We start from the raw sequence: 18,014 nt of genomic DNA on the forward strand, positions 1-18,014 counted from the left end.
AAGAGCACTTAATTTTAATGATTAAAACAGGTATTTAAGAAGTTTGAATTTAATTACTTCCATAACTATATTATTCAAATTTATCCTTTTATTTAGATTAATTATAAAAAGAAATAAAAAAAAACTTTTTCAACCTAATCACAAAGCCCGCTTTTAAAAAAATGAAGTATTCTAAAAAGAAAATAAGTTTACATAAATAAAAAAGAGACATCAAATACAGTTTGACATCTCTCTTTAATATATTGCTCATGAATTAATCCTGATCGAAAACTTTTCCCAAATGTTCTTCCATAACAAAATACGGATCATCGGTGTGCGTCATTGATCTTATATGAATTAAACTCGTTTTACTCATCATTCTCAGCATCTGACGTCTTTCGCATGGAACAATCTTTCCATTTTCCTCCCTCTGCCCTGCTGTAAAAGCACTTCTTCCGTGTGCACATAAATGATTGTTGACAAATATAACATCTCCTGAATCCGGGATATAATCACTGTTTATTAACTCTTTTGCCTCGTTCCAGAATTCCGTTAAATTGTAAAGAGCTTCTGGAGTCTGTCCGGCATTTTCATTAAATATCTGCTCTGCGGCATCAAATCTAATAAAAGGCAGTTTTTTATTTCCATATAAAACCGAAGCCAGCGGACCTTCATTAATTTCTTCCTGATAATTGGCATCCTTAGGACATTGATAAATAGGATCAAAAAGTTTTTCCATTATCTTATTAACCTTGCCGTGTGAACGTACAGAGTAAAGCGTAGAAGGCACTCGCTCTTCATTTCGCAGATAAAGAAAACTTAAAAAATCAGCCTGATGCAGCAAAAACGCATCTTCAGTATGAACATATAAATTTGTCTTTGACCCTGATCCCGTCTGCGTTACGGCCATTTTTTCATCCGGAATAACCGCATGAAGAATGCCGCCACCTTTTCGCTGCGCATAATACTGGACAGGTTTAGAAGGAACTGCACCATGCAGCAACGAACAAATAAAGCCGTATTTATTGAGTTTTGAATAATCAGCACTCTGCCAATTAGCTGGAGTCGGTCCAAGATGATCCTGATCTACTTCCAGAAGACCTCTGAAAATAATAGCTCCGTACTGTTCTGCCGAAAAATCTGTTCCAAAACGGCTTAAGATTCTCGCAATTCTTTCGGGAAGAAGCTGAAAAGAATGGAGATGCAGAGCTGCTATATAATCTGGGTTTTCATAACTTTTGAATGCCTGCTCCAACAGCGTGCCTACGTGCGACAAAATGTTTCTTTCCTGAGGCGTAATGTCCACTATCAGCGGGCTTGTAGGAATTTTTGAGGCATAGTTTTCTTTTACCAGTGTTTCATCTTCAATTAACGATTCTGATTTCATTTTTTTTAGTTTATTTAATAGTTAACAAAAATTGGGACAAACAAAAAACACAAACTACTAAGAATAACCTATATACAAATAAAACATCATTCCATAACATTTTAATAATGTAGAGAATTTCGTATAATTTTTTTTCTGTTTTATTTTTTTTATAAAGATTAATCTCTACATTTGCTCCTACTGTTTTTATTCATTCTAAATAAAATCTACTTACAAATGTATCGATTTTTAAAGTTTAAAAAAGAATTTTCTTAAAAAATTTATTAAAAAAATATGAATATTAGCACTAAACCCAGTAAAATCAAGGCATCCGATTTTACAGATAGACAAAATATTTCAAAAATCATTCGGACGAGGCGGAGTGTTTATGCTGATGAATTTATAAAGCTAAACATATCGGATGATTTATTAAATGAAATTTTGATCAACGCGATTTATGCACCTACGCATAAAATGACTGAGCCATGGCGGTTTATTGTTTTTAAAGATCATTATTTAGAGAAGCTGGGATCTTATCTGGCGGATTATTACAAAGACTTTTATTTTGAAAAGTTTTCTCCCGAAGAAGCTTTTGAAAAGTACAATCTGCTAAAAGAATATCCACTTAATTCGGCCTGTGTTATTGGCGTTGTAATGGTTCGCAATACCAAAATTAACCTGCCCGAATGGGAAGAAGTTGCTGCCGTTTCATCTGCCGTTCAAAACATGGCACTCACCTGCACTGCTCATAATATTGGCAGTTATTGGAGTACATCTGCTGGTGCCGTTGATTACGTAAAGCAATTTGGTCTGGCCGAAAACGAACAATCTCTCGGTTTAATTTATGTTGGCTATTATCCTGAAGATCTTGAGCCGTCAAGAAAAAAGAGAACCCCGATTTCTAACAAAGTAACTTATTTTAAATAACCTCAATTCTAAAACTAATCAATATGCAAAACCTATTAGACAATGAGCAGGAAGTCCTTGTGAAAAGCGTTACCGACGATTTTTATCAGGATATTTTTCATGAAAACTCCGAAGCGGAATATACAAACGCAATAGCCTTGGTACAAAAACGTGTATCTGGTTTTCTTGAAAACACTAAAATCCCGTTCAGCGGTATTAAACCTGAGGAAATTAAAAGTAAAGTAGAAGCTGTTAACCTAGATCAGCCACTTACGGATTATGAAAGTCTTTGGGATGAGATAGATGAAATTTATGTAAATCATGCCACTGCCTATCATTTACCAGAATATATAGCCCATTTAAACTGCCCTGTTGTAATTCCCGCTTTGGCAGCCGATGTCTTGATAAGTGCAATTAATTCGTCTCAGGATACGTATGATCAAAGTGCCGGAGGAACATTTATAGAAAGAAAACTGATTGCCTGGACAGGTGAACAGATTGGATATAACGTCGATTGCGATGGTATTTTTACTGGCGGCGGTTCACAGAGTAACTTAATGGGATTGCTATTAGCAAGAGATTATTTTGCGTTGACATACCTGAACTGGAATATCAAATTAAATGGCTGTCCTCCAGAAGCAAGCAAGTTCCGAATTTTTGTTTCAGAGAAATCACATTTCAGTAATCAAAAAAATGCTTCTATTTTGGGGCTTGGCGAGCAGTCTATTATTCAGGTTGTTACAGACAGCCGTTACCGAATGGATGCTGAAAAACTGAAACAGGCTATTATTGAAGAAAAGGAAAAAGGAAACATTCCGATTGCTATTGTGGCTACAGCTGGTACAACCGATTTCGGTAATATCGATCCATTATCTGAAATTGCAGTTCTGGCAAAAGAACATGAATTATGGATGCATGTTGACGCTGCTTACGGCTGTGGATTATTGTTGACAGATAAATACAAACATCTGCTAAACGGCATCGAACAAGCTGATTCTGTCACAATTGATTATCATAAATCATTTTTTCAGCCTATTTGCAGCAGTGCCTTTATGGTGAGAAACAAACAACATCTTCACATTATAAAACACCATGCCGATTATTTAAATCCTAAAGAACAGGATTATGATGAATTACCGGCGCAGATTAACAAATCTCTGGTACAAAGTACACGCCGTTTTGACGCTTTAAAGCTATGGTGTACACTACGTTATATGGGCAGAACTAAATTAGGTCAGTACACCGATACCATTATTGAAACTACCCAACAAACCGCTGCAATATTAGAAAACGACAAAGATTTTGAACTCTTAACTGATTCTGATTTAAGTGTTTTGGTTTTTAGATATAAACTTGACGGCTGGCCGGGAGATACTTGCAAAATGAACTTACACATCAAAAAGAAAATGTTTTTTAATGGTGAAGTCCTAGTGGCAAGCACAAAAGTAAATGGCATTTTTTACCTAAAGTTCACCATTTTGAACCCATTGACCACTATCGCGCACATTAATAACATGCTTTCAATTATAAAAAAACACGGAAATGAATACATCTTCTCCTAAAGAGATTGCTCAGGAAGCAGTCGATATTACGTTTACAATTTTACTTAACTGCTGTGTGCGTGAACTAGGCATCAGCAGTTTTTATGAAGGGGTTCCAAAATATGATCCTGTGTTAAAATCTTATATGTCAAAGTACAATCATAAACTTCATTTAAAACTGGATTTTCCAGTTGATAAAGTGGAAGTCTATGCGCCGATTCGCTACAGATCTGAAACCTTTAGACATCTGTATGATTTTCCGGTAATGGAACGTGATCTAACAACTGAAACTATCAAAGAAATTGATGCAGAACGTCTTTTAGAATTGATTACCAATCAGGTAAGACAACAGTATCCGCTGGCAGATTCTAAAAACGTAAAAAAGAGAATGCAGCTGAGTACCGAAAAAATAGCGCAGTTTTTAGAGCATTTTCAAACTTCGGGTCAGCAATTTAATAAACCGGAAATGACGTTTATTGAAGCGGAACAATTATTTCCTGCAGGACATTTACTTCATCCGCTTACCAAAGGACGTGAAGGTTTTACAGAAGCAGAAGTTTTAAAATATGCTCCTGAAACCGGCGGACAATTTCAATTGTATTATTTTTTAGTACATCCTGATTTGGTTACCGAAAAATCTGTAGACGATATACTGCCTTCTGATTTTGCAAAAAAAACAATATTAGAAGCGAGTCACGGAGATAAAAAAACAGCTGATTTACTGGAAAAATATTCGGAATGGAAAGTAATTCCGGTTCATCCGTGGGAAGCTTCTCATTTTAAATCTCAAACCACATTTGATACGCTGGTAAAAGAAAATCTGCTTATCGATTTAGGTGAATTTGGAAAAGAATTTACTGCAACTTCATCGGTAAGAACAGTATATAATAAAGAAAGTGATTATATGTATAAGTTTTCACTTCATGTAAAAATTACCGGAGCAGAACGCATTAATCATTATCATGAACTTTATAGAGGTTATGAAGTATCGCGCTTAATGCAGACTGCCTGGGGAGATAAGGTAAGGAAATCGTATCCAGAAATTAAATTGATCGTTGATCCGGGTTTTATATCTGTATCTTATAATGGAAATGTACTGGATAGTTTTTCTACCAGTGTACGTTACAATCCGTTTAAAGTTGCTGCAGACGAAAAACAAAATAATGTTTGTTTATTGGCTTCTTTATGTCAGGACAGTATTTTGGGAGATCCTTCGAGAATGCACAACATCATTCAAAAAGCTGCTGAACAAACGGGATTATCTCTGGAAAAAACCAGTGAGATTTGGTTCAAAAAATACATCAATATTATTGTTGACGGCGTAGTAAAAATGTTTAATGAGCAGGGAATGTTCTGCGAGTGGCATCAGCAAAATACGCTAGTACAATTGGGCGCTGCATTCCTGCCTGAAAAACTGTTTTTCCGCGATAATCAAAGTTTTTTATTTAGAAAATCTTTTGAAGAGCAGCTAAATGAGATTGTACCAGGTTTAGCTGAAAATGGAAAAATGTTTATTCCAGACGATCGTTTGTATAATTTATTACTTCACTATTTCTGGGTAGGAAATATTTTGGCAGTAGTAAATACTTTTGGTACCAGCGGACTTGCAGAGGAAAAAAATCTCTTAAATATTCTGTATGACAAACTAGAGGATTTACAAAAAGAAGACGAAAGCGGTCTGGTAACATTTATTCTCGAAAGCAGACATTGGAAAGTGAAAGGCAATTTACTTACGGCACTTAATGATATTGACTGTGGCGGTAATCCGGCCGGCGTTACACGTATCAATTTTCCGAATGTTTTACACAAACGCTTTTTTTCAGAACAATTAATAAATCCAAAAGGAAAAGAACTGGTTTACAACCGTTATTTCCCTAAAGAAAACGTAACGATTAGTCTGCGTCCGCTTGATTTGGAAAATGACTTAGAAATGCTGCATGAATGGTTTCATCGCGATCACGCCAAAGCCAACTGGAAAATGGACTGGCCGCTTCGTGAACTAGAAACGTATTACAGAACGCTGCTTCCAAGTGACGGTTTGTACAGCTACATTGGAATGGCCAACGGAGAACCGACTTTTAATATTGAAGTTTATTGGCCAACTCGTGATGTACTGGGAGACTATTATGATGTTTTGCCAACGGATTATGGAACGCATCAATTTATTGCGCCGACAGACCCTAAACAGAAATTTGTCTCACCATCAACACAATGTATGATTGATTATGTATTTGCTCAATCTGAAGTGGGCAGAATGGTTGGCGAAGGTTCTGTTGATTCCAGAGCTTCGATGATGAACAAGGCTTTTCATGGTTTTAAAATCGATAAGGTCATCGAAATGCCACACAAAACATCCAATCTTAATTTCTGCTACCGCGAATGGTATTGGGAGAAATTCCCTCAGAATAAAGACATTAACATAAACTCAGAAGCAGAACATAATCTTATAAACCAATAATATGGAAGATCGTAAAGTATATTCATTAATAGGCATTGGTATCGGACCTTTCAATTTAGGTTTGGCCGCTTTGTTAGAACCAGTCGATGACGTTTCATCACTTTTCTTTGATCAAAGAGAGCAATTCAACTGGCATCCGGGTCTGCTTTTTGACCATGTTACGCTGCAGACTCCATTTTTATGTGATTGTGTTTCTATGGCTGATCCTACAAGCAAATTTAGTTTTTTAAATTTCCTTAAAAAGACAGATCGTTTGTATAAATTCTTTATCCGCGAAAATTTCTTTGTACTGCGTAAAGAGTACAATTTATACTGTCAATGGGTTATTAAACAGCTTCAAAACTGCCGTTTTTCATCCAGCGTAAGAGAAATTTATTATAAAGACGGACTTTATGAATTGCATGTTTTTCATAAAGATCAGGATCTGACTAAAATTTACTATTGCGAAAAATTAGTATTAGGAACGGGTACTGTGCCTATTCTTCCTGATTTTGTCGATTTAAAAGAGATGGAAAAAGTTTGTCATACGTCAAGCTATCTTTTTAGAAAAGAAGAAATATTAGAGCAGGATACCGTAACTGTAATTGGTTCTGGACAAAGTGCTGCCGAAGTCTTTTTCGATCTGCTTCAAAACAGACCTAAAAACTTAAAACTGAATTGGTATTCACGTCCCGATCGCTTTTTTGCGATGGAATATTCAAAACTAATTTTAGAACATACATCACCAGATTACATCGATTATTTTCATCAAATGTCGTCTTCAGATCGAAAAGTTATGCTGGATCGTCAGAAATCACAATTCAAAGGAGTCAACTTTGATTTACTGAATGAAATTTATGATCATCTGTATGCACTCAGCGTAGACAATGACAACATTGGTGTAAAAATCAGACCCAATATTCAATTGGATGATATAACTTCTGGAATTCACAACAATTACGAATTGCATCTGGAACAGGTCGAACAGCACAAAAAGTTTACTGAGAAAGCCGACTATGTGATTTTAGGGACCGGATATCACTATCAGGAACCTCAATTTCTTAAAGATATTCAGCATCGCATCAGCAGAACTTCTACAGGCAGTTATGATGTAAAAAGAAACTACACAATCGATAATAATGGCAGTGAAATTTTTGTGCAAAACGCAGAAATTCATACACACAGCTACATTTCATCTGATTTGGGAATGGGTGCTTACCGCAATTCTTATATCATTAATGAAGTAGCGAAACGTGAAGTATATAAATTAGAAAAGAGAATTGCTTTTCAGGATTTTGACCTTTCGGGCATTACTGCGGAAAAAGCGGAGGAAATTAGTATTTAATACACATTTAAAATGAATATAGAAACAATACCACACTTACAAGTTTTTACCGCTCCCGTTTGGGAAAAGGTAAATCTTAATTTGCTGGCCAAAAGTTTAGCCGAATTAATGCATGAAGATGTGGCCAAACCTACGATTATAAGCAGCACAAAAGACGGTCTTACGCATTTTAAACTGACAACCGATCTGGCAGACGTTTATTATACTTTTTCGGCTTACCCAAGACTTTTGGAATATTGGCATATCGAAAAAGAAAGTATTCAGAGATGGGAAAACGGTGCAGCAGCTTCCGCTAAAGATGTTCTTTGTTTTTTTATGGAATTACAAAAAACCTTTGGCATAGATTCTTTTACATTGGCAAAATATACCGAAGAACTTCTCAATACATTATATGCTGATGCCCATTTGCACAACCGTGAAAAGTTGAGTGCTGCTGCTTTAACACAAGCCGATTATCAGACTATCGAACATCAAATGGAAGGTCATCCGTGGGTAATTGCGAATAAAGGACGTGTTGGTTTCAACAACAGCGAGTATCACAATTATGCTCCCGAAGCCAATAAGAATACGGATTTGTACTGGCTTGCTGCACATAAAAAAAGAGCCTCATTTAACGCTTTGGAAACTATTAATTTTAGTGATTTTTATGCGGAAGAATTAGGTCTTGAAGTCTATAAAAGGTTTCAGGAAAAGCTTCGTAATATGAAACTTGTCGTTGAAGATTACGTTTTTATTCCCGTACATCCGTGGCAGTTGAACAATAAAATTTTATTGCAGTTTCATCAGGATTTGGCGAATCAATATTTAGTGATTTTAGGCAAAAGCGACGATGTATATTCGCCTCAGCAAAGCATTAGAACTTTCTTCAATCTAAGTCATCCTTCCAAACATTATGTAAAAACGGCAATCTCTATTTTGAGTACAGGAAACATCCGCGGACTCTCTCCAAAACAAATGGATATTGCGCCAAGAGTTACAAAATGGGTAAAAGAGATGCTTGATAAAGATCCTTATTTTGAGGAAAAAGAAGTGGTTCTATTAGGTGAAGTTGCTACGGTTTCTTATCGTCATCCGCAGTACAATGCAATAGCTGACAGTCCGTATCATTATCGCGAAATGCTGGGTGCACTATGGAGAGAAAGTGCAGAGAAATATCGCAAACCTGAAGAAAACCTAATGACGATGGCCTCTTTATTATATATCGATGACAACGACCGTCCGTTTCTGCAGGAACTTATAAATGTCTCTGGGCTAAGCATCCAAAACTGGCTTGAGCAATATTTAGAAACTTATTTAAAACCTTTGCTTCATATTTATTATCAGCATTCCTTGTGTGTAACTCCTCATGGCGAGAACATTATTTTGGTCATGAAAAATGGAATACCGCAGCGTATTATCATAAAAGATTTCGTTGATGATATTGTTTTGACAGAAGAAGCCAAATCAAAATTACCAGCTGATCTTAAAGACGGTCTTATTCAGTCATCCAATAAAGAGAATACTCCTTTATTTATTTTGATAGGTGTTTTTGATGCTTTTTTCAGGTATCTATCTGATATTCTGCACTCACATATGGATTATGACGAACATCTTTTTTGGAAAACCGTAATAAGTTCGATTGAGGAATATCAGCAGGCAAATCCGCACTTAACAGATCGATTTGAAAAATACAATCTTTTTGAGCCAGAGTTTAAGCGTTTTTATATCAATAGTTTGAAACTGCTAAATAATGGATATGCTGAGCAAACTGGTTTTGCTGTGCCTAAAAAAGGAAGCAAACTTCCTAATCCGCTTTATGTAATCAGGCAGTACGAGATGGGAGAATTTACAGAAATTAGTAACGAAACAATACAACACCAATCATGAAAGTAGTTGTATTACGACTCCAATCCTATACTGATTTGTTTGTTACCGCGGTATTAGGACGAGAGAAAAAATTTACTTCAGGCAGTATCAATCGGGCAATTGTATTGCTTGCGGTTCCAATGGTTTTAGAGCTGGTAATGGAATCTGTTTTTGTTTGTGCCAGTTTGTTTTTTGTGAGTAAACTTGGCGCGGCAGCCGTTTCGATTGTGGGTGCTACAGAATCTGTTATCAGCTTTTCGTATTCGGTTTCAATTGGTTTAAGCATTGCGGCTTCGACTTTAATTGCAAGACGCGTTGGCGAGCAGAATTTTAAGGACGCAAGTACCACAGCGGGACAGGTAATAAACATAAGCGTTGTCTGCGGTATTTTAATAAGTCTGATATGTTTTATATGGAGTAATGAAATACTAGGACTAGTAGGACTTTCTTCAGCTATTATACAACAAGGCAGTTTGTATGCAAAAGTAATGTTTGCCAGCTGTGGGTTTATTATTATCCGTATTGCGTTAAACGGAATTCTTCGAGGTTCTGGTAACGCTTCTATGGCCATGCGTACCTTATGGCTGTCGAATGCGTTAAACATAATCTTGTGTCCCATACTTATTTTTGGATGGGGACCAATACCCGCATGCGGGCTGTTAGGAGTTGGTATTGCCACAGCTGTCGCCCGTTTTATTGGAGTCTGCTATCAGGCTTTTCATTTGATTAAAGGAACAACCATTATTCAAATTGGAAAAGAACAATTGGGATTTCATCGCGAAACTTTCCAAAAAGTATTGAGACTTACTTTTGGAGGCATGCTGCAGTATTTAATTCCTGCATCGAGCTGGCTGTTTATGATCAAAATTGTTTCTCATTTTGGAGGCAATGCTCTCGCAGGCTATATCATAGCACAGCGCGTTGCATCGATAGTGACGACGCCTGCCTGGGGAATCGGAAACGCCGCAGGAATTTTAACCGGACAAAATCTAGGTGCCCAACAGCCAGAAAGAGCCGAAAAATCAGTTTGGAGAGCAGGTATGATTAATATGTGCTTTTTGATTTCGGTTTCAATTGGTTGGATATTTATGGCAGATCCCGTAGTCAGGATTTTTTCTGATGTACCCGAAGTGATCGATAACAGCACCACTTACATTCACATTATTTCTATTGCCTATGTATTGTTAGGCTACACAATGGTTATTTCCAGAGCGCTTAATGCCGCCGGAAAAGTTATGATTGTAACCCTGCTTTACATCCTAATGTTTTACGTGATACAAATACCGCTTTCGTATGTCTTTGGAGTAGTATTGAGTTTTGGCCCAAAAGGCATTTTTGCCGCGATATTACTTTCAGAGCTTGTACTGGCTTTTGGCTGTATCACCATATTCAGAACGGGAAAATGGAAGTTAGCTAAGGTTTAAAAATAGATAGTATAGATTTTTAACACATAGAAACATAGTTTTTTTGACTTGAGAAAAGGCGTTTCACTTTTACTTAATTCATCCCGATAGCTATCGGGACTATGTGTGAGAAACTGTTTCTTTTAATTATCCTTTTTATAAAACAAAAATCAATATTTCTATGTGTTTAAATAATTAAACCCAATACGTTAAAAATAAATAACATAAACAAATTAAAATAAGATTATCATGAGCACAACACAAGAATTACATCAAGTATTTGCAACTGCATTTGAAATACCAGTAGAATCAATTACACCTGATTTAGAATATCAGGGTATTGTAGAATGGGATTCAATGAGCCATTTGCTTTTAGTTGAGGAACTGGAACGTTTTTATAATGTTTCAATTTCTATGGAAGATATTCTGGAAATGGGAAACATCGATAAAATAAAAGCAATACTGAAGAAAAACGGTGTAGAAATCCAATAATTCAAAAGAAAAAAGTATGGGACTTTATGATTTAATTCAAAAAAATAAAAAATTAAATTTTATAGATGCAAACACCAAGGTTGTTAAAACGTTTAACGATATACATGAATCTTTAGATATTGAAGATCTGCGTGCCATTGTTTTCATTTATAATGACAATCAGCTGCCGGCAATTGAAACGTTTTTGAATTTTTATCAAAAAAAATACACAGTGGCGCTGCTGAATGCGGGTTTACATCCTGACTTTAAACAAAACTTGGAAAACGAATACAGACCTGCTTATATCTTTGATCCGTCTAGAACGACTGTGGAAGATTATGATTTAAAGCAGACATCTAAAGACATTTCCCTTTTCAAAAGAAAGGAAATCCGCCTCTATCCTATTCATGGCGATGTTAAGCTCTTAATGAGCACATCAGGAACCACCGGGTCACCAAAATTTGTTAAGATTTCAGATGAAAATCTGGTACAAAATGCTTTATCTATTATGGAGTACATGCCAATAACGGAACACGATGTTGTTCCGTTAAATGTACCTATTAATTTTGTGTACGGGTTTTCGATTTTTACAACAAACTGTATCAAAGCAAAAACAATTGTGTGTACCGAAAGAGATGTACTTCAAAAAGAATTCTGGTCTGATCTTGCCGAATATGGCTACTCTACGCTGAGTGGTGTTCCTTATTTTTATGAGTTGCTGCATCGTTTTGGTTTCTTCAAAAAAGATACTCCTTCTGTACGTTATTTCACCCATACGGGAGGAATGCTGAATCAGGAACTGGCAAACGTGATTTCAAATTATACGCAGCTTTACGATAAAAAGTTTTTTGCTCAATACGGACAAACTGAAGCCAGCGGCAGAATGGCGTATTTACCGCCAAACGATTTTGAGTCGAAAGGAACATCAATAGGATTTCCTGTAAAAAATGGAAGGTTTGAAATTGATGAAAATACAGGAGAACTTATTTACTACGGTCCAAATGTTTCCGGAGGTTATGCCAATAACATTTTTGATTTGCAGGATTATGATTATACCGATAAACTTTATACCGGCGATCTAGCAGAAAAAGATGAATTGGGCTATTACCATATTAAAGGACGCATTAAACGCATCATGAAATTATTTGGTGTCCGCTTAAACTTAGATGAAGTTGAAGTTTTACTAAAAAATGAATTAGGCGGACAAACTTTTATCTGCATAAGCGTTCAGGATAAATATATAGGTGTTATACATCAGGATCCTTCTTTACAACGCGAAGCAATAACTCAGGTAATAAAACAAAAATTGGGATTACATGCCAGTTCTATAAAAAACTATTATTTCGATCAAGTGCCTCTGACTGTTAACGGTAAAGTCGATTATCCTGCTATAAACAGGGATATCAACGAAAACGAAAAATCATTTGCGGCTGCGAAAACAGTTGTCGGGTAAATTTAAATATCTAACTAACCTGTTGAGTGAATTAAAGCACACAAATTTTAACACATAGAGACATAGTTTTGATAGCTATTGGTATTGCGTCGAAAAAGAGTATGGAAGAAACATGTTTCCACACATAGATAAAACTATGTGCTTTTAAACTAGTGAAACGCCTTTTTTAAGTTTAACTAAACTATGTTTCTATGTGTTAAAATAATTTCACACAACGCGTATCTAACTAACAAACAGGTTATATATAAACCTAAAAATAAAACAAAACCATGGAACAGCAAAGTAAAAGAATTGCAGCACTGGATCTTATAAAAGGAATGAGTGTTATAGGAATGATAATCATACATACACTGCTGACGTTTGCAGATGTCAAATCGCAGTCGGAAAGTGCTATTGGAGTTTTTATTGTCTTTTTAGGCAGAGGAACTTCTATTTTTCTAATCTGCATGGGATTAACCTTTATGACCTCTCGTCATCAAAGCCTTAAAAGTTCCATAACACGCGGTTTTCTGCTTTTAGGCGCTGCATTATTAATGAATTTTTTAAAGTTCATTTTTCCGGTAATTTTTGGCTTTGCACCCGATAATTTTATACAACGATACGGCTGGCACGGACCAATTGAGCAGCAATATTTGTATTTAATGTTATTGGGCGATATACTTCAGTTAGCAGGAATGTCTTTGCTGTTCATTGGTTTTATTAGAAAATATGTTACCAATAAATATGGAATCTTAGCCATAGGACTATTAGTTGCATTAGTTTCCAGAGAAGTAAGCGGTTTCCATATTGATTATCCTGTAATTAATTATGTTATGGATCTTCTTTTCAGTACAGATTTTCCAGCTTACGTTTATTTTCCTGTTTTTCCATGGATGTCTTTTATTATCATCGGAATGTTTTTTGGCAAATGGTATCAGGAACTAAATTTCAACAGACCGCAATTGTTTAAAAATATGCTGTACTGCGGTATCGTGTCTGTTGTGCTTGGCGCGCCTCTTGTTTTTATTTACGGAGATTATAATTACAATGGTTTTTACCATATGGGACCGGGCGGTGTTATTTATTTCGCAGGATGGACTTTAATCTTCCTTTGGCTTATTTATAAAATATCGGTAAATGTCAAAGAAAATAAATTCATTAAACTTTTAAAATATTGCAGCAAGAACCTGACTACCATGTATATGACACAATGGATATTGATTTCTTGGGGCAAAGGTATCTTCGGTTTTAGAGAAAATGGAATAACTACTGTACTGGCGCTTATTGGAATGTATATTATTTTGACATTTTCGGTTCAGATTCTAATAGATTTCCTAAGAAAAAAGAAGCAGAAATCAAAAGTTATCGAAGCTTTAAATTAAAAAGTAAATATTTTTAGTTATTATTTAGATATTATTAATAGATAATTTCATACTTTTGAATCTTTATTCATTCTAAATAAGAATAATATATAATTCCAAGTATATTTCATGAAGCTCAAAATAGTATTGCTCTTTATTTTCTCGTCGACATTTTTAATGGCACAAAACACAATCACCGGTAAAATAAATGATGAACACGGAAACCCGCTAGGCGGCGTTAACATTCAGCTTTTAGGTACATCAATCAATGTGCAGACAAACGCTGGCGGCTTATATCAAATAGAGAATCTGGCAAAAGGAAGTTATACAATAGAAGCGAGTTTAGACAGACATATTTCTAAGAAACAAACAATTGTTTTAGAAAATTCTCAAAATACTTCGGTTACTATAACTTTAGAAAAAGTGGATAAAACATCAAAAGATGCCGAGAAATTAAATGATGTTGTAGTAAAAGGCATCTCTGAAAAAAGAAAAAAAGAGGAAACAGCAGAAGCCGTTTCTGTAATAGAAATGAAGGAAGCCAAGTTTAAGACCGCAGATTTAGGTGAAGTCCTTGCTCAAACGCAGGGTATTAATGTTAGACGTAACGGTGGTTTAGGCTCCCGAACCAATTTTTCGATGAATGGATTGGCAGGAAATCAAATCCGATTTTTCTTAGAGGGAATTCCTTTAGAATATCATGGTTATACTTTCGGAATTGCAACGGTGCCGGTAAATTTGGTTGATCGTGTTGAAGTGTATAAAGGAGTCGTTCCTATCGAGTTTGGAGCAGATGCACTTGGAGGTGCTGTCAATTTAATTACTCCAAAAATAAAATCTGGTTTCAGTGGCTCTTTTTCTGCTCAGGCAGGATCTTTTGGAACTTATAGAACGTCATTAATACTTAGTGAATACAATAAAAAAACTGGATTTTTTATAAAAGGAAACGGATTTTACGATACTTCACAAAACAACTATAAAGTAAATGTTGATGTTCCAGATAATGAGGGCAAGATCAAAAAAGTAACGGTGCCTCGATTTCACGATGCGTACAAAGGCTATGGATTGCAGTTAATTACTGGAGTAAAAGACAGAATCTGGGCAAAAGAGTTGAGCATTGAAGGATTTTATACCGATTACACAAAAGAAATTCAGCACAATCAATTAATGGTTGGAGTTCCATACGGAGAAGTTATGACGTATCGAAAAGCAGCTGGAACTGTTCTTACCTATCGTAATAACTTCGGAGAAAATTTCAATTTAGATTTTATTTCGGGATATAATTACAGAGAACGTCAATTTAAAGATGTATCTGATTACGTTTACAATTGGTATGGTGAGCGTATCGAAGACTCTGCAGAAAATTCGAGCGGGGAGATTTCAGATTCTAATGGTCCAAGTGATACTTACACTTGGAATAATGATGTTTTTTCACGCTTAAAAGCTTCTTGGAAAATCAATGAACGATATGCGTTAAGTTTTACTTCTGCACCCACCTATTCAAAACAAACTGGAGATGACAGACTTATTACAGGTTACGATTCCGCGGCTGCTGTAAGAGATTTGTTTACATGGGTAAATGGCGCAGACTTTAAAATAAATGCATTTAATCAAAAATTAGAAAATCTTTTTTTTGTTAAAAATTATTTGCAGAAAATCAATTCGGAAGAAAAAATTCCTTCTAATAATTCAGTGATAAAAGAAAACAGAAGCGTTAATTATTTTGGTTTTGGAGATGGATTCCGCTTTAAATTTAATGAACAATTTGCGACGAGATTAACGTATGAGTATGCTACACGTCTTCCGCAGACAGACGAGTTATTCGGTGACGGTCAATTTGTACAAGGTTATTTAAACTTAAAACCAGAACGCAGTCATAACCTCAATTTTGAACTTTTCTTTAAGTCAAAAGAAAATAATGAAAAGAGCACTTGGCAGGTTCAGACGAATCTCTTTTTAAGAAAAATAGACAATCAAATCTTATTCGTTCCAGCACTGGATCGGACTAATAGCTATCAGAACGTATTTGCTGCCACGTCTAAAGGAATTGAAGTAGCGGGAAGCTGGACTTCTAAAAATGACCGACTTTCATTTCACGCAAACAGTACATACCAGCACTTTTATAATGACTCAAACGAAGGAATATTTGCTGCTTATAGAGGAGACAGAGTTCCTAACCTGCCTTACTTTTTTGCTAACGGAGGCGCTAGTTATTCATTCTTCAACTTAATTGGCAAATCAGATAAATTATCTCTTTTTCTTGACGCAAGATATGTATATGAGTTTTTTACAAGCTGGGAAAGTGCTTCTGTCAATCAATTTGTTATTCCAAGCCAGCAGACTTTTGACTTCGGAACCACCTATCATAACAGCCTAAAAGGTGTTAAATACGCCATCACAGGAGAAATACAAAATTTAAGCAATGAAAAAAACTATGACTTTTTTGGTGTGCAAAAACCAGGAAGATCATTTAATATCAAATTAGTAACTCAATTTTAATTAATTATAAACCATAGTATGAAAACAAATCGATTTTTTATAAAAAATGCGGCATTAGCTATAATGTGTTCTGTATTTGCATTAACATCATGTAGTTCAGATGATAACAAAACAGATAACGAAGGTCAGGGAGATAATCCTGCAGTTATTGCTGCAGTTCGTGTAAATACACCATCAGGAAGAATATTTTATTTAGGAGCATATGATAAATTTCCTTCCACTCTTGATTATAAAACAATGACACAGATTGGTCCTGGAGCTACAATATATTCTTATGGAGAACATCCTTATGTATGGAATGGAACCGCTTCAACTTTAACGAAATACAATGTAAGCAACGACATGAAAATTTCTGCTTCAGACGCTGTAAGTCTTGCAGGAACTGGTGTAAGCGGTACTTTCGGGCCTCCTGCTTTCGTATCTGAGACAGAAGCTTATTTTTTCGCTTTAAATGATGGAAAAATTATCAAATTTAATCCAACAACAATGTCTATAACAGAAACTATTGCTGTGACTCCGCTTCCATTAAGCAACGATGCTGCTGTTAAAACAGCAACATATTCTAGTTATGTTACTTCTGCAAAAAAAATTATTCTGCCAGTAGGAGCTACTCCAACAGATTTTAATAAATTCCCTCAGTATGCTCAGATTGCTGTTTTTGATATCGCATCAAAAGTGGTTTCTTACGTAAATGATACTCGTATGTCAATGGGATACTATACGCTTGCTAAAGGTAATGACGGAAGTTTGTATTACCGACCTGCACGTGAAACAGCACTTTCAATAGATTACAGCACTGTAACGGGTAATCCACCACCAGGTGTATTGTTAAAAGTAAATCCTAACGGGACATTTGATTCTAATTTTTCTGTAGATTTAAAAGCAGCTCTAAATGCGCATTCAGTAAATGTGGTAGCTTATGTTCACGGAGATAAAGCTCTAGCTCAATATTTGGATAATACTTTTACACCGCCGGCAAAACCAGCTGACTGGTACAATGCTCCAACAAAATTTGCACTTGTGGATTTAAAAACCTTAAAAGTAGAACCTTTTACTTCTTTTGAAAAATACGGTACTGTTTACAGTGTAGGAACAATTGATGGTGCAGAGTATTACGGAAACATTACTGCTCCTGATGGTAAATTCAGTCTTTTAAAGCAAAAAGGAGCTGCTGAATTTGAAGCCGTTTCTGAAGCCCTTGGAGGAAGTTTAATCTTTGTTGGAAGATTAAGATAGTTATAATATCAATTTTAAATAAGAGTCTAACCTATTTCTAAATACAATTCGAACTCAGGTTAGCATCACACAAAAAGAAGAAACAGTCCAAATATGGATCGTTTCTTCTTTTTTATTTAGAGATACATCGTTTCGATATGAATTGAAGCTGATACCTCTATTTTTTTTTTGTGTTGTTTAACTACGTAAGGAT

12 protein-coding genes are annotated in these 18,014 nt (G+C 35.5%); 11 read left to right on the forward strand and 1 reads right to left on the reverse strand.

The features are described from left to right. Positions 1-253: 253 nt before the first annotated feature. On the reverse strand, positions 254-1,366 hold the full coding sequence (locus ACFSC2_RS16810) for a Fe(II)-2OG oxygenase family protein (RefSeq protein WP_379815494.1): 1,113 nt from the start codon (positions 1,364-1,366) through the stop codon (positions 254-256). A 273-nt stretch (positions 1,367-1,639) separates the two neighbouring features. Here ACFSC2_RS16810 and ACFSC2_RS16815 point away from each other — a divergent pair, with 273 nt between their 5' ends. The 11 genes from ACFSC2_RS16815 (at position 1,640) to ACFSC2_RS16865 (ending at position 17,821) form a co-directional block, all read left to right on the forward strand. Continuing rightward, complete coding sequence (locus ACFSC2_RS16815; RefSeq protein ID WP_379815495.1) at positions 1,640-2,272, forward strand: nitroreductase family protein; 633 nt, start codon at positions 1,640-1,642, stop codon at positions 2,270-2,272. 23 nt (positions 2,273-2,295) lie between these two features. Beyond that, positions 2,296-3,813 carry a pyridoxal phosphate-dependent decarboxylase family protein gene (locus ACFSC2_RS16820; protein ID WP_379815496.1) on the forward strand — a complete coding sequence of 506 codons (1,518 nt, stop codon included), beginning with the start codon at positions 2,296-2,298 and terminating at the stop codon, positions 3,811-3,813. Further along, positions 3,794-6,250, forward strand: coding sequence for a GNAT family N-acetyltransferase (locus ACFSC2_RS16825; protein ID WP_379815497.1), 2,457 nt, complete (start codon positions 3,794-3,796; stop codon positions 6,248-6,250). The genes ACFSC2_RS16820 and ACFSC2_RS16825 overlap by 20 nt, the downstream gene beginning before the upstream one ends. Before the next feature lies 1 nt (position 6,251). Then, positions 6,252-7,574, forward strand: a complete 1,323-nt coding sequence (locus ACFSC2_RS16830; protein ID WP_379815498.1) for a lysine N(6)-hydroxylase/L-ornithine N(5)-oxygenase family protein — start codon at positions 6,252-6,254, stop codon at positions 7,572-7,574. 12 nt (positions 7,575-7,586) lie between these two features. After that, entirely contained in the window at positions 7,587-9,440 is a 1,854-nt protein-coding gene (locus tag ACFSC2_RS16835; RefSeq protein WP_379815499.1) for an IucA/IucC family protein, read from the forward strand. Then, the gene (locus ACFSC2_RS16840; protein WP_379815500.1) at positions 9,437-10,843 is read left to right on the forward strand and encodes an MATE family efflux transporter; all 1,407 of its coding nucleotides are present in this window, start codon (positions 9,437-9,439) and stop codon (positions 10,841-10,843) included. Before ACFSC2_RS16835 ends, ACFSC2_RS16840 begins: the two co-directional genes overlap by 4 nt. A gap of 228 nt (positions 10,844-11,071) precedes the next feature. After that, a complete protein-coding gene (locus ACFSC2_RS16845) occupies positions 11,072-11,314 on the forward strand; it encodes an acyl carrier protein (RefSeq protein ID WP_012025162.1) in 243 nt (80 codons plus the stop codon). 16 nt (positions 11,315-11,330) lie between these two features. After that, positions 11,331-12,746, forward strand: coding sequence for an AMP-binding protein (locus ACFSC2_RS16850; protein WP_379815501.1), 1,416 nt, complete (start codon positions 11,331-11,333; stop codon positions 12,744-12,746). 269 nt (positions 12,747-13,015) lie between these two features. Next, the gene (locus ACFSC2_RS16855) at positions 13,016-14,107 is read left to right on the forward strand and encodes a heparan-alpha-glucosaminide N-acetyltransferase domain-containing protein (RefSeq protein WP_379815502.1); all 1,092 of its coding nucleotides are present in this window, start codon (positions 13,016-13,018) and stop codon (positions 14,105-14,107) included. A 108-nt stretch (positions 14,108-14,215) separates the two neighbouring features. Next, positions 14,216-16,585, forward strand: coding sequence for a TonB-dependent receptor (locus tag ACFSC2_RS16860; protein WP_379815503.1), 2,370 nt, complete (start codon positions 14,216-14,218; stop codon positions 16,583-16,585). Between the two features lie 18 nt (positions 16,586-16,603). Beyond that, positions 16,604-17,821: a hypothetical protein gene (locus ACFSC2_RS16865; RefSeq protein WP_379815504.1), complete on the forward strand. Its 1,218-nt coding sequence runs from the start codon at positions 16,604-16,606 to the stop codon at positions 17,819-17,821. Positions 17,822-18,014: the final 193 nt, after the last annotated feature.

Origin of the sequence: Flavobacterium artemisiae, assembly GCF_042678225.1 — a bacterium.
GTDB lineage: Bacteria > Bacteroidota > Bacteroidia > Flavobacteriales > Flavobacteriaceae > Flavobacterium > Flavobacterium artemisiae.

Bases quoted from the DNA above. Each gene is read 5' to 3' on its own strand.
- ACFSC2_RS16860 (WP_379815503.1), top strand. From the start codon at position 14,216: ATGAAGCTCAAAATAGTATTGCTCTTTATTTTCTCGTCGACATTTTTA.
- ACFSC2_RS16840 (WP_379815500.1), top strand. From the start codon at position 9,437: ATGAAAGTAGTTGTATTACGACTCCAATCCTATACTGATTTGTTTGTT.
- ACFSC2_RS16845 (WP_012025162.1), top strand. From the start codon at position 11,072: ATGAGCACAACACAAGAATTACATCAAGTATTTGCAACTGCATTTGAA.
- ACFSC2_RS16815 (WP_379815495.1), top strand. From the start codon at position 1,640: ATGAATATTAGCACTAAACCCAGTAAAATCAAGGCATCCGATTTTACA.
- ACFSC2_RS16835 (WP_379815499.1), top strand. From the start codon at position 7,587: ATGAATATAGAAACAATACCACACTTACAAGTTTTTACCGCTCCCGTT.
- ACFSC2_RS16850 (WP_379815501.1), top strand. From the start codon at position 11,331: ATGGGACTTTATGATTTAATTCAAAAAAATAAAAAATTAAATTTTATA.
- ACFSC2_RS16865 (WP_379815504.1), top strand. From the start codon at position 16,604: ATGAAAACAAATCGATTTTTTATAAAAAATGCGGCATTAGCTATAATG.
- ACFSC2_RS16830 (WP_379815498.1), top strand. From the start codon at position 6,252: ATGGAAGATCGTAAAGTATATTCATTAATAGGCATTGGTATCGGACCT.
- ACFSC2_RS16820 (WP_379815496.1), top strand. From the start codon at position 2,296: ATGCAAAACCTATTAGACAATGAGCAGGAAGTCCTTGTGAAAAGCGTT.
- ACFSC2_RS16810 (WP_379815494.1), bottom strand. From the start codon at position 1,366: ATGAAATCAGAATCGTTAATTGAAGATGAAACACTGGTAAAAGAAAAC.
- ACFSC2_RS16855 (WP_379815502.1), top strand. From the start codon at position 13,016: ATGGAACAGCAAAGTAAAAGAATTGCAGCACTGGATCTTATAAAAGGA.
- ACFSC2_RS16825 (WP_379815497.1), top strand. From the start codon at position 3,794: ATGAATACATCTTCTCCTAAAGAGATTGCTCAGGAAGCAGTCGATATT.